Source organism: Dryocola clanedunensis subsp. sulfonylureivorans, assembly GCF_016756775.1.
GTDB classification, from domain to species: Bacteria; Pseudomonadota; Gammaproteobacteria; order Enterobacterales; family Enterobacteriaceae; genus Dryocola; species Dryocola clanedunensis.
Genome location: NZ_JAERMU010000017.1, coordinates 24,726 through 46,862, shown reverse-complemented (window position 1 = coordinate 46,862; position 22,137 = coordinate 24,726). Strand labels below are relative to the sequence as shown.

At 56.9% G+C, this 22,137-nt stretch carries 17 protein-coding genes; 12 read left to right on the top strand and 5 right to left on the bottom strand.

Going from position 1 to position 22,137, the window contains the following annotated elements; all coding sequences use genetic code 11:
* Window positions 1-220 precede the first annotated feature (220 nt).
* The 5 genes from HYQ67_RS17065 to pckA all read left to right on the top strand — a co-directional run bounded on the left by HYQ67_RS17065 (window position 221) and on the right by pckA (window position 6,359).
* Window positions 221-2,362 (top strand): intracellular growth attenuator family protein, encoded by a 2,142-nt coding sequence (locus HYQ67_RS17065; RefSeq protein ID WP_202305451.1) that lies wholly within the window; start codon window positions 221-223, stop codon window positions 2,360-2,362.
* A gap of 59 nt (window positions 2,363-2,421) precedes the next feature.
* A complete protein-coding gene (gene yrfG, locus HYQ67_RS17060) occupies window positions 2,422-3,099 on the top strand; it encodes a GMP/IMP nucleotidase (RefSeq protein WP_202305450.1) in 678 nt (225 codons plus the stop codon).
* Window positions 3,100-3,101: 2 nt separating this feature from the next.
* Window positions 3,102-3,503, top strand: a complete 402-nt coding sequence (hslR, locus tag HYQ67_RS17055) for a ribosome-associated heat shock protein Hsp15 (protein ID WP_202305449.1) — start codon at window positions 3,102-3,104, stop codon at window positions 3,501-3,503.
* A gap of 24 nt (window positions 3,504-3,527) precedes the next feature.
* Window positions 3,528-4,406, top strand: a complete 879-nt coding sequence (gene hslO / locus HYQ67_RS17050; RefSeq protein WP_202305448.1) for an Hsp33 family molecular chaperone HslO — start codon at window positions 3,528-3,530, stop codon at window positions 4,404-4,406.
* Window positions 4,407-4,739: 333 nt separating this feature from the next.
* Window positions 4,740-6,359, top strand: coding sequence for a phosphoenolpyruvate carboxykinase (ATP) (pckA, locus tag HYQ67_RS17045; RefSeq protein WP_202305447.1), 1,620 nt, complete (start codon window positions 4,740-4,742; stop codon window positions 6,357-6,359).
* Between the two features lie 135 nt (window positions 6,360-6,494).
* Here pckA and envZ read toward each other — a convergent pair whose 3' ends face one another.
* Window positions 6,495-7,847, bottom strand: coding sequence for a two-component system sensor histidine kinase EnvZ (gene envZ / locus HYQ67_RS17040; protein ID WP_202305446.1), 1,353 nt, complete (start codon window positions 7,845-7,847; stop codon window positions 6,495-6,497).
* On the bottom strand, window positions 7,844-8,563 hold the full coding sequence (gene ompR / locus HYQ67_RS17035; protein WP_001157751.1) for an osmolarity response regulator transcription factor OmpR: 720 nt from the start codon (window positions 8,561-8,563) through the stop codon (window positions 7,844-7,846). Before ompR ends, envZ begins: the two co-directional genes overlap by 4 nt.
* Window positions 8,564-8,801: 238 nt before the next feature.
* On the opposite strand from ompR, the gene greB reads away from it, so the two are divergent.
* The 5 genes from greB to feoC all read left to right on the top strand — a co-directional run bounded on the left by greB (window position 8,802) and on the right by feoC (window position 15,166).
* A complete protein-coding gene (gene greB, locus HYQ67_RS17030; protein ID WP_202305436.1) occupies window positions 8,802-9,275 on the top strand; it encodes a transcription elongation factor GreB in 474 nt (157 codons plus the stop codon).
* Between the two features lie 132 nt (window positions 9,276-9,407).
* The gene (locus HYQ67_RS17025) at window positions 9,408-11,741 is read left to right on the top strand and encodes a Tex family protein (protein ID WP_202305434.1); all 2,334 of its coding nucleotides are present in this window, start codon (window positions 9,408-9,410) and stop codon (window positions 11,739-11,741) included.
* A gap of 567 nt (window positions 11,742-12,308) precedes the next feature.
* The gene (gene feoA, locus HYQ67_RS17020; RefSeq protein ID WP_202305432.1) at window positions 12,309-12,533 is read left to right on the top strand and encodes a ferrous iron transporter A; all 225 of its coding nucleotides are present in this window, start codon (window positions 12,309-12,311) and stop codon (window positions 12,531-12,533) included.
* 54 nt (window positions 12,534-12,587) lie between these two features.
* Complete coding sequence (gene feoB / locus HYQ67_RS17015; RefSeq protein ID WP_202305430.1) at window positions 12,588-14,909, top strand: Fe(2+) transporter permease subunit FeoB; 2,322 nt, start codon at window positions 12,588-12,590, stop codon at window positions 14,907-14,909.
* Window positions 14,910-14,926: 17 nt separating this feature from the next.
* The gene (feoC, locus tag HYQ67_RS17010) at window positions 14,927-15,166 is read left to right on the top strand and encodes a [Fe-S]-dependent transcriptional repressor FeoC (protein WP_202305429.1); all 240 of its coding nucleotides are present in this window, start codon (window positions 14,927-14,929) and stop codon (window positions 15,164-15,166) included.
* Between the two features lie 7 nt (window positions 15,167-15,173).
* Here the strand turns inward: feoC and bioH are convergent, their stop codons facing one another.
* Window positions 15,174-15,950, bottom strand: coding sequence for a pimeloyl-ACP methyl ester esterase BioH (bioH, locus tag HYQ67_RS17005; RefSeq protein ID WP_202305428.1), 777 nt, complete (start codon window positions 15,948-15,950; stop codon window positions 15,174-15,176).
* Window positions 15,951-15,988: 38 nt separating this feature from the next.
* Between bioH and gntX the strand changes: the two genes are divergently transcribed.
* Both gntX and nfuA read left to right on the top strand, forming a co-directional pair.
* Window positions 15,989-16,672 carry a DNA utilization protein GntX gene (gene gntX / locus HYQ67_RS17000; protein WP_202305427.1) on the top strand — a complete coding sequence of 228 codons (684 nt, stop codon included), beginning with the start codon at window positions 15,989-15,991 and terminating at the stop codon, window positions 16,670-16,672.
* Between the two features lie 58 nt (window positions 16,673-16,730).
* On the top strand, window positions 16,731-17,306 hold the full coding sequence (nfuA, locus tag HYQ67_RS16995; RefSeq protein ID WP_202305426.1) for a Fe-S biogenesis protein NfuA: 576 nt from the start codon (window positions 16,731-16,733) through the stop codon (window positions 17,304-17,306).
* Window positions 17,307-17,442: 136 nt separating this feature from the next.
* Here nfuA and malQ read toward each other — a convergent pair whose 3' ends face one another.
* On the bottom strand, window positions 17,443-19,524 hold the full coding sequence (gene malQ / locus HYQ67_RS16990) for a 4-alpha-glucanotransferase (protein WP_202305425.1): 2,082 nt from the start codon (window positions 19,522-19,524) through the stop codon (window positions 17,443-17,445).
* Between the two features lie 8 nt (window positions 19,525-19,532).
* Entirely contained in the window at window positions 19,533-21,935 is a 2,403-nt protein-coding gene (gene malP / locus HYQ67_RS16985; protein ID WP_202305424.1) for a maltodextrin phosphorylase, read from the bottom strand.
* Window positions 21,936-22,137: the final 202 nt, after the last annotated feature.

Genomic DNA, 22,137 nt, shown 5'->3' with positions numbered 1-22,137 from the left:
CATAGCAAGCGCATATCTGTCAAGAAGCCACAAGGAAATAGGAATTTGCCGATATTTACCTGAAACTCGCTTTGCTAACATCAAGTTACCGCAGGTTGTACCCTACAATAAGGTTTAGTCCACATTCACACCTGCCGATAACAATTCATACACCCGGAATGCTGTAAGGGGTGCATCTTGCTGCGCTTGAATAAGAACACAATGATTTGATGGGGAAGGCATGAGCACCTTACTACTTCTTTTAGCTGCTATGCTGGCCTGTGTCGTTATTGCCGGATGGTTGGTCTGGCGCAGCCTGAAGCTGCGCTCTTACCCGTCAAACGCGCAATCCTTTACCGGTGCGACCTCACGCAAACTCACCGCCGAAGAACGCACTGCGGTTGAACACTACCTTGAAACCCTGACCCGCACTCAGGATATCATCGGGCCTTCTGGAGCCAGCAATGCTCCGGTGAAGCTGATGTTAAACGCACAGAGCAACACCGTCCTTTCCCTGACTCGCTCAATCACCCGTTACGGCCTGTCCACTGACGATGCTAACAAATGGCGCTACTACCTCGATTCGGTTGAGGTTCATCTGCCGCCGTTCTGGGAGCAATACATCACTAACGACAACAGCGTAGAGCTGATTCGCACCGAAACCGTGCCGCTGGTGATCGCACTGAATGGCCATAAACTGGGCGAAGAGAGCGTCGACAATCCGGGCTTTGCGCTGGAACGTATCTCCGGCAGCCAGGCGTCCATTCGCGGTGAGGAAAGTGAGCAAATCGAACTGCTTAACATTCGCCAGGAAACGGCAGAAGAGGCCGCTCTGGGTCGTCCGGACGGATTGCGTGAAGCGATTCTGATTTGCGTCGCGTTTGTGATGCTCTATCTCTGCCTCGTTACCCCTGTGGTTGTGCTCCCGTGGCTGCTGGGTGGCGCGGTTATGCTGCTGGCTGCAAGCCTGTGGGGACTGTTTGCTCCCCCGGCTAAAAATACGCTGCGTGAAATTCATTGTCTGCGCGGCACGCCCAAGCGCTGGGGGCTGTTTGGTGAATCTAATCAGGACCAAATCAACAATATCTCGCTGGGCATCATCGACCTGATTTATCCTCCGCACTGGCAGCCTTATGTGACTCAGGATCTCGGGCAGAAGACCGATATTGATATCTATCTCGACCGCAACGTAGTCCGTCAGGGACGCTTCCTGTCGCTGCACGATGAGGTCAAAAACTTCCCTATTCAGCACTGGATGCGCAATCTGGTGATCGCCACGGGCGCCCTGGCCGTGCTGTTAATGTTGATGGTGTGGGTGCCGCTGGAGATGCCGCTGAAACTGAGCATCTCCTGGCTGAAGGGTGCACAAACGGTTGAGGCCACGGCCGTTGCCGATCTGAATAAAACGCAGCTGCGAGTTGGCGACACCCTGCGCGTCTCCGGCACCGGCATGTGTAATATCCATTTGCCAGGCACCTACCCTGCGAAACAAAACAACCCATTTACGCCTTTTGATTGCTCACAGATTGTCTGGAACACCGCTCGTCCGCTGCCCTTACCTGAATCTGAAATTATGGATAAAGCAACGGCACTGACTCAGACGGTCAATACCCAGCTGCACCCGCAAACAGAAGCAGACTCCAAAGTAAACCCGCAGCTGAGAACGGCCATTCAGAAATCGGGGATGGTGCTGCTGGATGATTTCGCCAGTATCGTGCTGAAAACTCAGGCGCTCTGCACCGCAAGCGATGAATGTATCAGGCTCAAGAACGCGCTGATTAACCTTGGCAATACGAAAGACTGGGATTCCCTGCTCAAAAGGGCCAGGTCCGGCAAACTCGACGGTGTGAACGTGCTGCTGCGCCCGGTCAGCGCCGAATCACTCGATAATCTCGTGACCACCTCCACCGCGCCGTTCTTTATTCGTGAAACCGCCCGTGCCGCCCAGAAGCTTAACAGCCCGGCGCCAGGCGGCTTTATTATCGTCAGCGACGAAGGCAGCGATTTGGTCGACCAGCCCCTCCCACCGGTTTCGCTTTACGACTTCCCGGCTCAGGAGCAGTGGGGAGAGTTCCAGCGCCTGGCGGATATGCTGTTACGCACGCCGTTCAGCGCCGAGGGGATTATTACGGGCCTGAGCACCGACGCCAACGGCACCCAGCATATAACGCTGCATCGTATTCCAGACAGCAGCGGCCTGTGGCGCTATGTGGCAACAACCCTGCTGCTGTTCGGCATGCTGGTTTGCGCGTTGATCAACGGCGTACTTGCCTGGCGACGCTATCACCGCAGCCGTAACCGTCTTGCGCAGATCCAGCAATACTATGAAAGCTGCATTAACCCCTCGCTCACGGCGCTGCCTTCGGTACGTCCGCTGTTCTAAACTTCTCGCGGCAGGTTGTGCTAACCTGTCGCGCAGTTTCTCCCAATCAGGTCTACCCCATGCATATTGATATTGCCTGGCAGGATGTCGATACCGTTTTGCTCGATATGGACGGCACTCTGCTTGATCTCGCTTTTGATAATCATTTCTGGCAGAAGCTGGTCCCGGAAACCGTCAGCCTTGAACGCGGTATTCCCCTGGATGAAGCCCACCAGCTTATTGCCCGGGAATATCATGCCGTGCAACATACGCTAAACTGGTACTGTCTGGATTACTGGAGCGAACGCCTGGGGCTGGATATCTGCGCGATGACCACTGCTCAGGGGCCTAATGCCCTGTTACGGGATGACACGGCACCTTTCATGGCTGCCTTAAAGGCCTGCGGCAAACGGCGGATCTTGCTGACCAATGCGCATCCTCATAACCTGGCCGTGAAGCTCGAACACACAGGTTTAGCCCAGCACCTTGATTTATTGCTTTCCACCCACACATTTGGTTATCCGAAAGAGGATCAGCGTTTGTGGCAGGCCGTCGCCGCGCATACCGGACTTGATGGGGCACGCACCGTCTTTATCGACGACAACGAAGCGATTCTGGATGCCGCAGCGACATTTGGTATTCGCTACTGCCTTGGCGTGACCAACCCGGATTCCGGCATGGCGGACAAAACCTTTCAGCGTCATCCCGCGCTGAACGATTATCGTCACCTGATCCCCTCGCTTTCCGTAAAGGAGTAGCCATGAAAGAGAAGCCCACAGCAGGCGTACGCCTCGACAAATGGCTTTGGGCAGCCCGCTTTTACAAAACCCGAGCCGTGGCGAGGGAGATGGTGGAAGGGGGCAAAGTGCATTACAACGGCCAACGCAGCAAGCCCAGCAAAGTTGTTGAGCTGAACGCGACGCTGACTCTGCGCCAGGGCAATGACGAGCGCACGGTGACCGTCCTCGGTATTACCGAACAGCGCCGCCCGGCATCCGAAGCGATGCAGCTTTATGAAGAGACGGCGCAGAGCGTCGAGAAACGGGAAAAGGTCGCGCTGGCCCGCAAGATGAATGCGCTGACCATGCCGCATCCTGACCGTCGCCCGGATAAAAAAGAGCGCCGGGATCTGATGAAATTTAAACACGGCGGCAACGAATAGCTGCCGCCTGACTGAGAGAAAATTATGGCTCAACACGACCAACTCCATCGTTACCTTTTTGAAAACTATGCCGTGCGCGGCGAGCTGGTAACGGTCTCTGAAACCTGGCAGCAGATCATGGAAAACCATGACTACCCGCAGCCGGTTAAAAAGATCCTCGGCGAACTCCTGGTGGCAACCAGCCTGCTGACGGCCACGCTGAAGTTTGACGGTGATATTACCGTTCAGCTACAGGGTGACGGTCCGATGAGCCTCGCGGTGATCAACGGTAACAACAAGCAGCAGATGCGTGGCGTGGCTCGCGTACAGGGCGAAATCCCTGCGGATGCTGACATGAAAACGCTGATCGGCAACGGCTATCTGGTTATCACCATCACCCCGAGTGAAGGCGAGCGCTACCAGGGTGTTGTTGGTCTGGAAGGTGATACGCTGGCCGAGTGTCTGGAGGATTACTTCCTGCGCTCCGAACAGCTGCCAACTCGTCTGTTTATTCGCACCGGCGACGTAGACGGCAAGGCCGCTGCGGGCGGCATGCTGCTGCAAGTATTGCCAGCTCAGGATGCTCAGGCCGACGATTTTGCACACCTGGCCGCGCTGACCGAAACCATTAAAGCAGAAGAGCTGCTGAACCTGCCGGCTAACGATGTGCTGTGGCGTCTGTACCACGAAGAAGAAGTCACGCTTTACGACCCGCAGAACGTTGAGTTCAAATGCACCTGCTCCCGCGAGCGCTGTGCTGATGCCTTACGAACCCTGCCGGACGAAGAAGTGGACAGCATTATTGCTGACGACGGCGAAATTGACATGAACTGTGACTACTGTGGCAATCACTACGTGTTTGACTCCATGGACATCGCGGCAATTCGTAACAATGCTTCTCCGACGGACCCACAGGTTCACTGATCCTGGTGATTCCCTCTCCTGTATGGGTGAGGGAAGCACGCTTCACTTCGCCCTCTCTCCCAGCAGAGGGCGCAAAAAATATCTCGTTTGCACGCAAACGCGCGCTCAATCACAAAGCGTCCGTTAATCGCACTAATTTTTAACATATTCAGACTATTTTCACCGACCTTTTGCCAATTCCTGCCATACTCTCACCCCGTTGTGACTAGCCTCACAGCGTTTTCCGCTACCCGATTAGAGTCGGATACTCAAATCTATGAGTTTGGTCGCGGTTAACAACCAATAAACAACCCTACAATCTCAGGCAGTACAAATTGGCTAAGGAGCAGTGACATGCGAGTTAAAGGCATAACCCCGCAGGATCTCAAGGCTTATGGTATTCACGATGCGAGTGAGGTGCTTTACAACCCCGATTACGAAACGCTGTACCGCGAAGAGCTTGACCCAGGTCTGCAAGGCTTTGAGCGTGGAGTAGAAACAAATCTTGGCGCGGTTGCTGTCGATACCGGTATCTTCACCGGTCGTTCCCCGAAAGATAAATACATTGTCCGTGACGACACGACCCGCGACACCCTGTGGTGGGCAGACAACGGCAAAGGCAAGAACGATAACAAACCCCTTTCTGAAGAGACCTGGCAGTGCCTGAAGGGTCTCGTCACCGAACAGCTCTCTGGTAAACGCCTGTTCATTGTCGACGCGTTCTGCGGCGCCAATGCGGACACGCGTCTGTCGGTACGTTTTATTACCGAAGTGGCCTGGCAGGCTCATTTCGTTAAAAACATGTTTATCCGCCCAACCGACGAAGAGCTGCAAACATTCGAACCTGATTTCGTGGTGATGAACGGTGCCAAATGCACCAATCCTCACTGGCAGGAGCAGGGACTGAACTCCGAGAATTTCGTGGCCTTTAACCTTACCGAGCGCATGCAGCTGATTGGCGGCACCTGGTACGGCGGCGAAATGAAAAAAGGCATGTTCTCCATCATGAACTACCTGCTGCCATTAAAGGGTATTGCTTCTATGCACTGCTCGGCAAACGTGGGTGAAGATGGCGACGTGGCCGTGTTCTTCGGGCTTTCCGGCACCGGCAAAACCACCCTTTCCACCGACCCGAAACGCCGCCTGATTGGCGATGACGAGCATGGCTGGGACGACGACGGCGTGTTCAACTTTGAAGGCGGCTGCTACGCGAAAACAATTCGCCTGAGCGAAGAAGCGGAGCCGGATATCTTCCACGCGATCCGCCGCGATGCGCTGCTGGAAAACGTCACCGTCCGCGCCGACGGCAGCATCGACTTTGACGATAGCTCAAAAACGGAAAACACCCGCGTCTCCTACCCGCTTTACCACATCGACAACATTGTTAAGCCGGTGTCGAAAGCAGGTCATGCGACCAAGGTAATTTTCCTGACGGCGGACGCCTTTGGCGTGCTGCCGCCGGTATCCCGCTTGACGGCAAACCAGACGCAGTATCACTTCCTGTCTGGCTTTACCGCGAAGCTGGCAGGCACCGAGCGCGGCGTCACCGAACCAACGCCAACCTTCTCCGCCTGCTTTGGCGCGGCGTTCCTGTCGCTGCACCCAACGCAGTACGCGGAAGTGCTGGTGAAGCGCATGCAGGCATCCGGCGCGCAGGCTTATCTGGTGAACACGGGCTGGAACGGCACGGGTAAACGTATATCGATTAAAGATACCCGCGCGATCATCGATGCGATTCTGGATGGTTCACTGGACGACGCGGAGACGTTCACGCTGCCGATATTCGATTTGGCGATCCCAACCGAGCTGGCGGGCGTTGATCCGGCGATTCTGGACCCACGTCACACCTATGCGTCACCGGAACAGTGGCAGGAGAAAGCAGAGCAGCTGGCACAGCTGTTTGTGACTAACTTCGAGAAGTACACTGATACGCCGGCAGGCGCGGCTTTAGTGAGCGCAGGGCCTAAGATCTAAGTTCTTTGTCGACGGTGGTGGATGGCGCTTCGCTTATCCACCCTACGACTTGAATGATTTGTAGGTCGGATAAGCGTCAGCGCCATCCGACATAAAAAAACGAACCCCTCGGGGTTCGTTTTTTGTTTCGGCAAATCAGCTCTCTTTGGTCTGCGGCACAACTTTGTTTATCGGCAGCGGCAGGTAGGCCCTGATCCGTAAACCTCCGCGTTCGCTGCTGCTTATATCAAGCAAACCGTTATGGTTGTCGATAATCCTTTGGACAATCGCCAACCCCAGGCCCGTGCCGCTTGTGGTACGGGCGCTGTCGCCGCGCACAAACGGCTGGAACAGGTGCTTAAGCTGCTCGGGCTTGATCCCCGGGCCGTCGTCTTCTACCTGGAACCAGGCACGGTTCAGCTCGCCGCCGCTGCTGACTTTTATCCAGCCGTTACCGTAGCGGGCGGCGTTAACCACCATATTGGCAACCGCACGCTTGATAGACAGCGGGTGAATATTCACCAGCAGTTCACCATCCTGCAAATCGGTTTCGATTTCGCGCTCGTAGCCGCTTTCTGCGGCCACCACTTCGCCCAGCACGCCGTTCAGGTCCGCCGTTTCCAGCGGCATCTCCTGCCCGGTGCGCAGGTAATCGATAAACTGTTCGATAATCGCGTTGCACTCTTCGATATCTTTGTTGATCGACTCGGCAAGGTAGCCATCTTCCTGGCCCATCATCTCCGTCGCAAGACGGATACGCGTCAGCGGCGTTCGCAGGTCATGACTGACCCCGGCCATCAGCAGCGTACGGTCATCCGCCAGCTGTTTAACGCCCGCCGCCATATGGTTGAACGCACGGGTTACCGAGCGGACCTCCGAAGCACCGTATTCGCGCAGCGGCGGCGGGATAATTCCTTTACCGACCTGAAGCGCTGCGTGCTCCAGGTCGACCAGCGGTCGGTTCTGTATACGGATAAACAGCCACGCCCCCCCTATCGCCAGCAGCATAATGGCAAGCGTATAGCGGAACAGCGGCGAGAAATCGCCCTGGTGAATTTCCGTCAGCGGAACGCGGACCCAAATATTCGGCGACAGCCAGGTCTTCAGCCAGACCACCGGCGAGCTTTTGTTGACCTCGACGCGGACTTCCGTCGGGCCACCCAGCTGCTGCGCCATCTGCTGGCTTAAAAACTCATAGTGCTGCGCCCAGCGCAGGCCAGCGTCTTCCGCCGCCTCGTTGGAGTAGAGGGAAATGCCCAGCTCGCGGTAAATCTCGCGGCGAAAGGCCGGTGGCACCACCAGCTGCGTGCCGTCTTCAAGCTGCAGCTTATCCGTCATCAGCATACGCACTTCGTAGGCGAGAACTTTATTAAACTGCTGCAGGCTTGGCAGGATCGCGAAGTTAAGCACCACGAGGTAGGTCGTCACCAGGCTGACGAACAGCAGGGTGACGATCAGGAGCAGCGTACGGGCAAACGAGCTTCTTGGTGAGAAGCGGACTCGCCTCATGCCTTAGAACCGTCCGGCACGAAGACGTAGCCCAGACCCCAAACGGTCTGAATATAGCGCGGATGCGCCGGATCCTCTTCCACCATACGGCGCAGGCGGGAGATCTGTACGTCGATAGAACGTTCCATGGCGCTGTATTCACGGCCACGGGCAAGGTTCATCAGTTTGTCGCGGGAAAGAGGCTCGCGCGGGTGGCTCACCAGCGCTTTCAGCACCGCGAACTCACCGCTGGTCAGTGGCATAGGCTCATCTTCACGGAACATCTCGCGGGTGCCGAGGTTCAGCTTGAACTTGCCGAAGGCGATAACCGCTTCTTCCTGAGAAGGCGCGCCCGGCAGTTCGTTCGCCTGACGGCGGAGGACTGCACGGATACGGGCTAACAGCTCACGTGGGTTAAACGGTTTTGGAATATAGTCATCAGCACCGATTTCCAGGCCCACGATACGGTCCACTTCTTCGCCTTTGGCGGTGACCATAATGATCGGCATCGGGTTGCTCTGGCTGCGCAGGCGGCGGCAGATAGACAGGCCATCTTCACCGGGCAGCATCAGGTCCAGCACCATCAGGTGGAAGGACTCACGGGTTAACAGGCGATCCATCTGTTCCGCGTTGGCGACGCTACGAACCTGGAAGCCTTGTTCGGTCAGATAACGCTCTAACAGAGCACGCAGACGCATATCGTCATCCACGACCAAAATTTTATAGTTCTCTTGCATTCTTATAACTCCCAAAGGCTCGAACAGTTGAGTGCGTATTCTTAAAAAACTGTGTCAATACGACCAGTCAAATCTGGTATACATTCTAGTCGAAATTGTTACAAAGCATATTAAACAGGCGGTTATCAACACGATTTAACCCAAAATGATGACTTGTCTCGCAATTACCGGGGATTGCCATCATCCTGTTTTATCGGTTTAAATTATCCCTACTGTTCCAGACGCCAAAGGCTCATTGATGAAAACGCCGCTGATTACCCGAGAAGGCTACGAAAAGCTCAAGCAAGAAAAGGATTACCTGTGGCGAGAAGAGCGTCCGGAGGTGACGAAAAAGGTCACCTGGGCGGCAAGCCTTGGCGATCGCAGTGAAAACGCCGACTACCAGTACAACAAAAAACGGCTGCGCGAGATAGATCGCCGCGTTCGTTATCTGACAAAATGCCTCGAATACCTAAAAATTGTCGACTATTCTCCCCAACAAGAGGGAAAAGTGTTCTTCGGGGCGTGGGTTTGCGTCGAAAACGATGACGGCAATCAGCTACGTTTTCGCATCGTTGGCTACGATGAGATCTTTGGCCGCAAGGACTATATCTCTATCGATTCCCCAATGGCCCGCGCGCTGCTGAAAAAAGAAGTGGGCGATTTGGCGGTCGTACAGACGCCCGGCGGCGAAGCCCAGTGGTACGTCAACGAAATTGCCTATGTGAAGTAAATCGGATACTGGCCACGGAACAGTCCGATTAATAATCACCTGGCGGCTGCGGCTGGCATTTTGACCCTTCAATCCGTATAACTGTCCTCTGCATTTTTCACCTATCGACCTACTCAACACAGATGAAAAGCCATGATGAATGATTCGCTCTGCCGCATTATTGCAAGTGAGCTTCATGCCAGAAACGAACAGGTGGAAGCCGCCGTTCGTCTTCTTGATGAAGGGAATACCGTGCCGTTTATCGCACGTTATCGTAAGGAAGTCACCGGTGGTCTGGATGACACGCAACTGCGTCAGTTAGAGACCCGTCTTAGCTACCTGCGCGAGTTAGAAGACCGCCGCCAGGTCATTCTGAAATCCATTACCGAGCAAGGTAAACTCAGCGACGAACTGGCTTCCGCCATTAACGGCACGCTAAGCAAAACTGAGCTGGAAGATTTATACCTGCCGTACAAGCAAAAGCGCCGCACGCGCGGGCAAATTGCCATTGAAGCGGGCCTCGAGCCGCTGGCAGAACTGCTGTGGAACAAGCCGTCCCACGAGCCGGAACAGGAAGCCGCCCGCTTTATTGATGCCGACAAAGGCGTTGCTGACACCAAAGCCGCCCTTGATGGCGCACGCTACATCCTGATGGAGCGTTTCGCGGAAGACGCAGCGCTGCTGGCTAAAGTCCGTAACTACCTGTGGAAGAACGCGTATCTGGTTTCCACGGTCGTCAGCGGCAAAGAAGAGGAAGGCGCGAAATTCCGCGACTACTTCGAGCACCGCGAACCTATTGCTGCCGTGCCGTCCCACCGCGCGCTGGCCATGTTCCGTGGCCGTAACGAAGGCATCCTGCAGCTGGCGCTGAATGCCGATCCGCAGCACGATGAGCCACCACGTGAAAGCTACTGCGAACAGCTTATTATCGAACACCTCGCCCTGCGCCTGAACAATGCCCCGGCGGATGCCTGGCGTCGCGCCGTGGTGAGCTGGACCTGGCGCATAAAAATACTGATGCACCTGGAAACCGAGCTGATGGGCACCGTGCGCGAACGCGCCGACGAAGAGGCCATCAACGTCTTTGCCCGTAACATGCACGACCTGCTGATGGCCGCCCCTGCCGGCCTGCGCGCCACGATGGGGCTGGATCCGGGCCTGCGTACCGGTGTAAAAGTCGCGGTCGTGGACTCAACTGGCAAGCTCGTCGCCTTCGATACCATTTACCCACATACCGGACAGGCAGCGAAAGCAGCGGCTATCGTGGCTGCGCTGAGCGAGAAGCACAACGTTGAGCTGGTGGCGATCGGTAACGGGACGGCTTCCCGCGAAACAGAGCGTTTCTTCCTCGACGTTCAGCAGCAGTTCCCGAAAGTTACCGCCCAGAAGGTTATCGTCAGCGAAGCGGGTGCTTCCGTTTATTCAGCATCCGAGCTGGCCGCACTGGAGTTCCCGGATCTCGATGTCTCTATCCGTGGTGCGGTATCCATCGCCCGCCGCTTACAGGACCCGTTGGCAGAACTGGTGAAAATCGATCCGAAATCCATCGGCGTGGGCCAGTACCAGCACGACGTCAGCCAGTCGCAGCTTGCGAAGAAGCTGGATGCGGTGGTGGAAGACTGCGTGAACGCCGTTGGCGTGGATCTGAACACCGCTTCCGTCCCGTTGCTGACCCGCGTAGCCGGCCTGACCCGCATGATGGCGCAAAACATTGTTAACTGGCGCGATGAGAACGGCCGCTTCCAGGATCGCCAGCAGCTGCTGAAAGTCAGCCGCCTTGGGCCAAAAGCCTTTGAGCAGTGCGCAGGCTTCCTGCGTATTAACCACGGCAATAACCCGCTGGATGCCTCGACCGTTCACCCGGAAGCCTATCCGGTGGTTGAGCGTATTCTTGCCGCTACCGAGCAGGCGCTGGCAGACCTTATGGGCAACGGCGAAGCGCTGCGCGGCCTGAAGGCGAGCGAGTTTACCGACGAGCGTTTCGGCGTGCCGACCGTCACCGACATCATCAAAGAGCTGGAAAAACCGGGTCGCGACCCGCGCCCTGAATTCAAAACGGCGAAATTTGCCGACGGCGTGGAAACCATGAACGACCTGACGCCTGGCATGGTGCTGGAAGGCGCGGTAACCAACGTCACCAACTTCGGTGCCTTTGTGGATATCGGCGTGCACCAGGACGGCCTGGTCCACATCTCTTCGCTCTCCGACAAGTTCATCGACGATCCGCACAAGGTGGTGAAGGCCGGTGACATTGTTAAAGTGAAGGTGCTGGAAGTGGATTTGCAGCGTAAGCGTATCGCGCTGACCATGCGTCTTGACGAGCAGCCGGGCGAAACCAACGCCCGCCGCAGCAGCGCGCCACGCGCGCAGAACAACGACCGCCGCCCTGCCCAGCAGCAGGCAAAACCGCGCGGGCGTGATAACGCCGGCAACGGCAATAGCGCGATGGGTGATGCGCTGGCAGCGGCGTTTGGTAAGAAGAACTAACCTTCCTGCGAATGGCACCGTGTTTATCCGCCCTACTCACACCAGGGGTAGGGTGGATAAACAACACGTCATCCACCTTATTTAGCACAATTTGTTCTTATTCTGCGGTACGCCATTCATCAATAACATTTCATTATCAGCCCTGTTATTTTTTCAAATAATAGAAAGCGTTCCAGCCAGCGATTATTCCTGCGATGTTTAAACAAAACACCGTCGCGCATCATTCCGGTAACAGATGAAATATCAACGCAACATTAATTGAGCGCTGATAATCAGGTTACCTTTTATTTACCTTTTTAACGCTTTGTTATGATTTGCTTAAATTAATAGCGAATGCTAAATATTCCCTGCCTGAAACAAACATCATCTGTTGCATTTAATCACCCACAATAAGCACGCTTTGATAAAATATTTATTGATGATAGAAACCATTCTCATTATCATTGTGCTGCTTGTTATTATTCTTCTGCCCATAAAGATAGTCGGCTTTCACCGCGTAACGGGACGTAGCGGTGGATACAGTAGCTCAGTCAGCGAGGAACCCACTTCTCGCACTAAGAAGGTCCTATGCAATTCACACCGAAAAGCACCTGGAAAATTACCGGCTTTGCCCGTGAAATAAGCCCGGCGTACCGCCAGAAATTATTATCTCTCGGCATGCTGCCTGGCTCCTCATTTAATGTTGTTCGCGTTGCACCATTAGGCGATCCGGTTCACATCGAAACGCGTCGCGTAAGCCTGGTGCTGCGTAAAAAAGATCTCGAATTATTAAACGTCGAAGTCGTTGCCTGACGGGCGGGTTGGGCGTTCGCGCTCTGGTTCTTATTCTCTTTAGTTCACGAAAAAATGAAAAACTTAACCATAGGTTTAATCGGTAACCCCAATTCAGGCAAAACCACGCTGTTTAATCAGCTGACGGGCTCACGTCAGCGCGTGGGGAACTGGGCGGGCGTCACCGTCGAACGAAAAGAAGGCCAGTTTTCCACGCTGACCCATAAAGTCACGCTGGTCGACCTGCCGGGCACCTACTCCCTGACCACCATCTCGTCGCAGACCTCGCTCGACGAGCAAATCGCCTGCCACTACATTCTGAGCGGCGACGCCGACCTGCTGATTAACGTCGTTGACGCGTCGAACCTGGAACGCAATCTGTACCTGACGCTTCAGCTGCTGGAGCTGGGCATTCCCTGCGTTGTGGCGCTCAATATGCTCGATATCGCCGAGAAGCAGGCCATCCGTATCGACATTGATGCCCTTGCCGCTCGCCTTGGCTGCCCCGTTGTGCCGCTGGTTTCGACCCGTGGGCGCGGCATTGAAGGGCTGAAGCTTGCCATTGACCGCCGCGAACCTAATACCCGCTCGGATCTGGTGCTCTACCCGCCCGCCCTGCTCAAAGAAGTCGACAGCCTTGCAGCGGACATGTCCGGCGAGATGCCGGAACAGCAGCGCCGCTGGCTGGCTCTGCAAATGCTCGAAGGGGATATCTACAGCCAGGCCTTTGCCGGCAGCGCTGCGGACAAGCTCGAAAAAGCGCGTGAAAATCTTGCGCAAACCCTTGAAGATCCGGCCCTGCTGATTGCCGATGCGCGCTACCAGTGCATTGCCGCGGTATGCGATACCGTCAGCAATAGCCTGACCGCCGAGCCAAGCCGCATGACGGCGATGATGGATAAAATCATCCTGAACCGCTTCCTCGGCCTGCCGATCTTTTTGCTGGTCATGTACGTCATGTTCCTGCTGGCGATTAACATCGGCGGCGCGCTGCAGCCTATTTTCGACGGCGGCTCTGCGGCCATCTTTATTCACGGCATTCAGTGGATTGGCGCCACGCTGCACTTCCCGGACTGGCTGACCATCTTCTTAGCCCAGGGCATCGGCGGCGGTATCAACACCGTGCTGCCGCTGGTGCCGCAAATCGGCATGATGTACCTGTTCCTCTCCTTCCTTGAGGATTCCGGCTACATGGCGCGTGCGGCGTTCGTGATGGACAGGCTGATGCAGGCGCTCGGCCTGCCGGGCAAATCCTTCGTACCGCTGATTGTCGGCTTCGGCTGTAACGTGCCGTCCGTGATGGGCGCACGAACCCTGGACGCCCCGCGTGAACGTCTGATGACCATCATGATGGCACCGTTTATGTCCTGCGGCGCTCGTCTGGCGATCTTCGCCGTCTTCGCCGCCGCGTTTTTTGGTCAGGACGGCGCGCTGGTGGTCTTCTCTCTCTACATCCTCGGCATCGTAATGGCGATCCTGACCGGGCTGATGCTTAAGTACACCATCATGCGCGGCGAAGCGACGCCGTTCGTCATGGAGCTGCCGGTCTATCACGTGCCGCACCTGAAAAGCCTGCTGATGCAGACCTGGCAGCGCCTGAAAGGCTTCGTGCTGCGCGCCGGTAAAGTGATTGTCATTGTGAGTATTTTCATCGGCGCGCTGAACAGCTTCTCGTTTAGCGGCAAGCCGGTGGATAACATTAACGACTCCGCGCTGGCCTCCGTCAGTAAAGTTTTAACTCCGCTGCTTAAGCCAATCGGCGTGCATGAAGACAACTGGCAGGCCACCGTAGGGCTGTTTACCGGTGCGATGGCGAAAGAGGTCGTTGTGGGGACGCTCAACACCCTCTACACCGCGGAAGACATGCATAACGAAGAGTTTGACGCCGCCAGCTTCAACCTGTGGGACGAACTGGGCGGTGCCGCCGGGGAAACCTGGCAAAGCCTGAAAGACACCTTCAGCCTGAGCGTACTGGCCAATCCCATCGAAGCCAGCAAAGGCGACGGTGAAATGGCGACCGGCGCCATGGGCGTGATGAGCGACAAATTCGGCAGCGCGGCGGCGGCCTACAGCTACCTGATTTTCGTATTGCTCTATATCCCGTGCATTTCGGTAATGGGTGCGGTTGCCCGCGAGTCGAGCCGCGGCTGGATGACCTTCTCCATCCTGTGGGGGCTGAATATCGCTTACTCTCTCTCCACGCTCTATTACCAGACCGTGTCGTTCAAAGAACATCCGCAGTACAGCCTGGTCTGTATTCTGGTGGTGGTGCTGTTTAACGTCGTGCTGATGGGTGGCCTGCGCCGCGCCCGCAGCCGCGTGAACATCAGCCTGATGTCGACACGTAAAACTGCCGCGGCGGCCTGCTGCGAAACCAGCACCGGCGACTGCCACTAAAGGCAAAGGGGAAAGTGATGGCGAGCTTAATTGATATTCGTAACACGCTGGCGCTGCGGGGCCGTATGGATGCCGCGCAGTTAAGCCAGCTGCTCGCCACCCCGCTGCCGCTGGTGAACGCTATGCTCGGTCGCTTAGAGGCGATGGGTAAAGCGATGCGGATTCAGGAAGACCCCGACGACTGCCTGACGGGGAGCTGCAAGAGCTGCCCCGAAGGGAAAAAATGCCTGCGTGAAGTCTGGGTGCTGCAGGGCTAAACCATCGCTATTCATCAACAAGCTTTGCGAACTGATAAACCTGCTCGCAGAACTCAGCGGGATGCGAAATAAACGGCGCGTGGGCGGCCTTCGGGAAAATAGCGGAGCCGCTTTGCGGGTAGCGCTCATCCAGCAGCCCCGCGATTTTGCGCGGCACCAGCCCGTCGAGATAACCGTAAAGGCGCAGCAACGGCACGGTCAGTGTCTCCATCTCTTCACGCAGATCGACGGTTTTCAGGATCTCCAGCCCGCCGTTCAGTACATCTACCTCCGGCATTGGCTGTTCCAGCACCACCGCTTTAAGCTGGCGAGCGTCCTGACGGGCCGTCTCCGTGCCCAGCGTTTGCAGCGCGAGGAAGCGCTCAACGGTACGCTGAAAATCTTCACTTAGCTGCCGCTGGAACCCGGCGAGTACGTCCGGCTTGATCCCCGGCCACTCGTCATGGGCGGTAAAACAAGGCGATGAAGCCACAGTGATTAATCCGCGCACGCGCTCAGGATGTCTCAAAGCAACCTGGCTTGCCACCAGCCCGCCCAGGCTCCAGCCCAGCCAGATAGCCTGCTGCGGTGCCTGCGCCAGCACCACCTCCGCCATCTCTTCCAGCGTCAGCGCGCCAAACCCCTGGCTGCGGCCATAGCCCGGCAAATCGACCAGATGTAAACGAAACTGCGAGCCGAGTTCCTTAACTATGCAATGCCACACTTCGGCGTTCAGTCCCCATCCGTGCAGCAGCACAAGATCGATTTTTCCTTCACCTTTTGTCTGCCACCAGAGCTTGTTCATCAGTTATTGTTCTCGTTTTGCCATACAGGGAGGTGGCTATGCTAACAATCCCGGGGCTGTGTTGGCTATGCCGGATGCCGCTTGCCTGCCCGGCATGGGGGATATGCTCACGCTGCACGGCGGCCATGCCCGTGGCCCCGCCCTGCTGCCCGTGCTGCGGCCTCCCGGCCATGTGGACAGCATCGCCCTGCGGCAGGTGCCTGCAAAATCCGCCATCGTGGGACCGATTGCTCTTCGTCACGGACTATCAGCCGCCGCTGAGCAAGCTTGTTCATCGCTTGAAGTTTGAGGGCGCCACCGCGCTCGCCCCGGCGCTGGCCCGCTTAATTTTGCCAAAAGTGCTGGATAGCCGCCGCCGGGGGGATTATTTCAGGCCGGACGTCATCGTTTCAGTCCCCCTTCACGCCCGCCGGGCCTGGCGCCGGGGATATAACCAGAGCGCCCTCCTCGCTATTCCGCTGGCACGCTGGTTAAACTGTGAATATCAGCCCACGGCCCTCCGCCGCATCAGGCCAACGGCCACGCAGCATCAGCTCACGGCAAAGCAGCGGCGAGGCAATCTTAAGGGGGCGTTCAGGGTTGATATTCCGGTGGCGGGTCGCCATATGGTGATTGTGGATGATGTCGTCACGACGGGCAGTACCGTGGCGGAAATTGCGCGGCTGCTGAAAAAGCAGGGCGCGGCGACTATCCAGGTATGGTGCCTTTGTCGAACCTTGTAGACCCTCGATGATGGGCGTATTATAACCGACTAAAATAGTCAACTATTGAGCAATCGTTATGATCCGTATTTCCGATACTGCACAATCCCACTTCGCCAAACTGCTGGCGGGACAGGAAGAAGGGACGCAAATTCGCGTATTTGTTATCAACCCAGGTACTCCAAACGCGGAGTGCGGGGTGTCCTATTGCCCGTCGGATGCGGTAGAAGCTTCAGATACAGCGTTGAAATTCGAGCAGCTGACCGCCTACGTGGACGAGCTGAGCGCGCCTTACCTCGAAGATGCTGAAATCGACTTCGTGACCGACCAGCTCGGTTCCCAGCTGACGCTGAAAGCCCCGAACGCCAAAATGCGCAAAGTAGCTGACGATGCGCCGCTGATGGAGCGCGTTGAGTACATGCTGCAGGCGACGGTTAATCCACAGCTGGCAGGCCACGGCGGTCGCGTGACGCTGATGGAGATCACCGATGAAGGCTTCGCCATCCTGCAGTTCGGCGGCGGCTGCAACGGCTGTTCTATGGTGGACGTGACCCTGAAAGAAGGCATCGAGAAGCAGCTGCTGGCTGAATTCCCGGAGCTGAAAGGCGTTCGCGACCTGACCGAACACCAGCGCGGTGAGCACTCTTATTACTGATATTTGTGGTGGATGACGCTAACGCTTATCCACCCTACGACTGATCATTGCGGTGGATGACGTCTGTTATTTTCCTTCCTACGAGTCTTTACCGTAGGGCGGATAAGCAGCGCGTCATCCGCCGTCAGTTTTGCCGTTAACCCTTCTTACGCCGCTTATCCAAATCCTTCAGCAGCTTATTCACCCCGGCGTCGGCAAACATTGCTTCAAGCGAGGTCGACAGCTTGCGGCGCCAGTTCTTGTACTGGTAGCTCGTCCCCGGAATATTTACCGGTTCCGCCATGCCCAGCCAGTCTTCCGGCTGCAGGCCCAGCAGCGCACTGCCGCTGTCTGCAATATAGCGCTGCATCCCACGGTTGAGCGTTGCCGTCATCGCCATCAGCGAAGCTTTATGTCCGGCCCGCTTCGGCAGGCAGCCATACTTGTGCAGCCCTTCCAGCAGGCCCTGCTTCGCACGTTCGCGATCCTGATACAGCTCGCTCAGCACGTCCGCATCCGGATACAGCCCCAGGGTTTTACCCAGCGTCAGATCGCCGCTTTCCCAGTAGCCGCGTAGCGTCGGTAAATCGTGGGTGGTCGCTACCGCCATGGACTGTTTTGGCCATGACTGAGGCGCGCGGAACTGCTTTTCGTTGTCGTGTTCAAAATAGAGCACTTTATACGAGTAAACTCCGCTGTCCTTCAGCTTGCCGACGATCTCAACCGGCACCGTGCCCAGATCCTCGCCGATCACCATACAGTTATGACGCTTGCTTTCCAGCGCCAGAATCGACAGCAGATCGTCCACCGGATAATGCACGTAGGCACCTTTATCCGCCGTCTCGCCGTAGGGGATCCACCACAGGCGCAGCATCGACATAACGTGGTCAATGCGCAGCGCGCCGCAGTTGGTCATGTTCGCACGCAGCATTTCGATGTAAGGCTGATAGCCACGGGCCACGATGACGTGCGGATCCATCGGCGGCAGGCCCCAGTTCTGGCCCAGCGGGCCAAGAATATCCGGCGGTGCGCCAACCGAGGCTTTCAGGCAGTACAGTTCGCGGTCGCACCAGGTTTCCGAACCGCCTTCCGCCACGCCAACCGCCAGGTCTCGATACAGGCCAATCGGCATCTTAAAGCCCTGGCTGGTTTGCCAGCAGGCTGCAAACTGGCTGTGGGCAAGATACTGCAGCCAGAGAAAGAAATTCACCTCATCGCTGTGTTCCTGACAGAACGCTTTGACTTCGGGATTATGGGCATCGCGGAAGCCTTCCGGCCAGACAGGCCAGCCCCAGCGCATCTCATCCTCTTTTACCTGATAAGCGTGCAGCGCGTCGAAAGCCGCCTGGTAATAGAGGCTGTCGCCGCCGTTTGCCACAAATGCCTGGAACGCCTGCACCTGCTCATCGCGAGCGGTGCGCAGCGAGAACTGTTTCCAGGCCATGCGCAGCGCCGCCATTTTCAGCACCGTCACGGTGGCATAATCCACCCACTGCGCGTCACGCACCGACTGGAGAGTCTGCTGCGTGGTCGGCATCTTCCACCAGGCCTGCGCTTCATCGCTCAGCAGGAAGTCATCGACGCCGTTGACGTCGATATAAATCACGTTCAGCCAGCGGCGGGACGAAGGGCTGTACGGGCTGGCGCTTTCCGGGTTCGCCGGATAAAGCGCGTGAATGGGGTTCAGGCCAATAAATGACCCACCGCGCTTAGCCACATCCACCAGCATGCTCTGCAAATCGCCGAAATCACCTATGCCCCAGTTACGCTCCGAACGCAGCGTATAGAGCTGCACGCAGGCACCCCACAGCTTCTTGTCCTGCAGCAGGGCTTCCGGCTCATAGCAGCGCTTCGGCGCAACGATCACGCGACACTGCCACAGGTGCTCGTTCTGGCTGACGGTCAGCTCATGATAGCCTTCCGGCAGCTTTGCGGGCAGCGCCAGCTTCTTGCCCGCCTGCGCGTGTCCTTTATGATGCTTCCCCTCTTCCGTGGTGAGCTGCCAGCTGAATTCGCCGTGGCCCTCCAGCGGCAGCGCCATTTTCGTCCCGGCGGTAAACACCTGAACGCTGGGCAGCGGGGTGACCGCCACCTTTTTAGGGGTTGCGGTACGGCTCATGGCTTCCAGCAAGCGCAGCTTGGTCTCCGCCGGAATAGCCTGCGGCTTGCCGTGAGCATTGATGTAGTTCGGGCTAATTCCTGCCGCCAGCGCGGCGTTATCAAGGCGTTTGCTGTCCATGTCTTCCCCTAGCGCTTAGCCTGCCAGATGCGTTGCTGGTAATCGCGGATTGAGCGATCCGAGCTGAACATGCCGCAGCGGGCGGTGTTCAGAATGGCGGCACGCGTCCAGGCTTCCTGGTCGAGGTAGAGCGCATCCGCCAGCTTTTGCGCTTCGGCGTAAGCGGTAAAGTCTGCCATGACCAGATACGGGTCGCCGCCCTGCTTGCCGATGCTGTGCAGCATCTGGTCGAAGGCATGCTTATCGCCGTCGGCGTAAATACCTTTCTCCAGCTCTTTCAGCACCGCATCCAGCACTTTGTCTTTCTTACGCCATTTAACCGGGTCGTAGCCTTTGGCCTTCAGCGCTTTCACTTCTTCCACGGTGTGGCCGAAGATAAAGATGTTCTCGTTACCGACCTTCTCGGCGATTTCAACGTTCGCACCGTCCAGCGTGCCCACGGTCAGCGCGCCGTTCAGCGCCAGCTTCATGTTGCCGGTGCCGGAGGCCTCTTTACCCGCCGTAGAAATCTGCTCGGAGATATCCGCCGCCGGGATCATGATTTCCGCAGCAGAGACGCAGTAATCCGGGATGAACACCACTTTCAGCTTGTCGCCAACTACCGGGTCGTTATTAATCGCCTGCGCAACCTTGTTGATAGCAAAGATAATGTTCTTCGCGAGGTAGTAGCCAGGCGCCGCTTTCGCGCCGAACAGATAGACACGCGGCACGCGGTCAGCCTGCGGGTTCTCGCGGATCTCTTTGTACTGCGCCAGGATGTGCAGCAGGTTAAGGTGCTGACGCTTATATTCGTGCAGACGTTTGATTTGCACGTCGAACAGCGCATCCGGGCTGATGACGATGCCAGTACGCGCCTTCACGAACGCCGCCAGCTTCACTTTGTTCTGGTATTTGATGTCGCGATATTCCTTGCGGAACTTCGCATCGTCGGCGAATTTTTCCAACCCTTCCAGCACGTCCAGATCGTTCGCCCACTCTTTCTTCAGCTTCTTGTCGAGAAGCCCGGCAAGCGCCGGGTTGCACTGCTTGATCCAGCGGCGAGGCGTAATGCCGTTGGTGACGTTATGGAATTTGTTCGGCCAAAGCTGGTGGTATTCAGGGAAGAGATCTTTTACCACCAGGTCAGAGTGCAGCGCAGCGACGCCGTTCACCGCAAAGCCGCTCACTACGCACATATTCGCCATGCGTACCTGCTTGTCGTACACCACCGCAAGCTTCGCCCAGACGGCCTCGTCGCCCGGCCAGGTCTTCTCCACCAGCTTTTTAAAGCGGGCGTTGATTTCGTTGACGATCTGCATGTGGCGCGGCAGCAGAGCCTTCACCAGCTTCTCGTCCCAGCACTCCAGCGCTTCCGGCATCAGCGTGTGGTTGGTGTAGGCGAAGGTTTTGCTGGTGATAGCCCAGGCGTCGTCCCAGCTCATCTGGTGCTCGTCGATCAGCACGCGCAGCAGCTCAGGAATGGCGATGGTCGGGTGAGTGTCGTTAAGCTGAATCACTTCGTAATCCGCCAGCTCTGCCAGCTTACGGCCCGCCAGGTGATGGCGACGCAGGATGTCCGCCACGGAGCAGGCGCACTGGAAATACTGCTGCATCAGGCGCAGCTTTTTGCCGTTCAGGTGGTTGTCGTTCGGATAGAGAACCTTGGTCAACTTCTCCGCGTCGATGCCTTGCTGCTCTGCCTTGAGGAAGTCGCCGTCGTTGAATTTAGTCAGGTCAAACGGATGGGCATGCTTAGCCTGCCACAGGCGCAGCGGCTGGGCGACGCCGTTACGGTAGCCCAGCACCGGTAGATCCCAGGCTTCGCCCTGGAAGATAAACGCCGGTTCCCAGCGGAAATGCGGCCCCTCTTTTACCACTTTTCCGCCCACGCCAACCTGCACGTCGAGGGCCGAGTTGTGCTGGAACCACGGGTAGCTGCCGCGATGCCAGTCGTCCGGTGCCTCCATCTGCTGGCCGTCTTTGAAGGACTGGCGGAACAGGCCGTACTGGTAGTTCAGGCCGTAGCCAATCGCCGACTGGCCAACCGTCGCCATGGAATCCAGGAAGCAGGCAGCCAGACGCCCGAGGCCACCGTTGCCCAGCGCCGGGTCAGTCTCTTCTTCCAGCAGATCGGTCAGGTTGATGTCAAAGCCCTTCAGCTCGTCGGCTACGTCCTGATACCAGCCCAGGTTCAGCAGGTTGTTGCCCGTCAGGCGGCCAATCAGGAATTCCATGGAGATGTAGTTCACATGACGCTGTTTCGCCTGCGGTTTCGCAACCGGCTGGGCGGCCAGCAGTTCGGCTAACGCGCCGCTCACGGCCTGCCACCACTGGTGCTGGGTCATATCCTGCGCGGAATGCAGGCCAAAACGCTGCCACTGGCGGGTCAGCGCAGCCTGAAATTGTGCTTTATTGAAGGTCGGCTGTGACATAGGGAATCGGGTCCTGTGATTATTCGGAATTCATTGCCCGCTAGTGTGCCGGGCAGCCTGGGCTTATTCCTCATCCTGAGGGGGATTAGACAGGGAGGAGTGACGGGGATGAGTCAAAAATGTGATCGCCGCCGCTAAACGCCTGACCTGCAGGTGGATCAATCTCACCCAAATTCGGACAACAAACCACCCGTTACGTTCG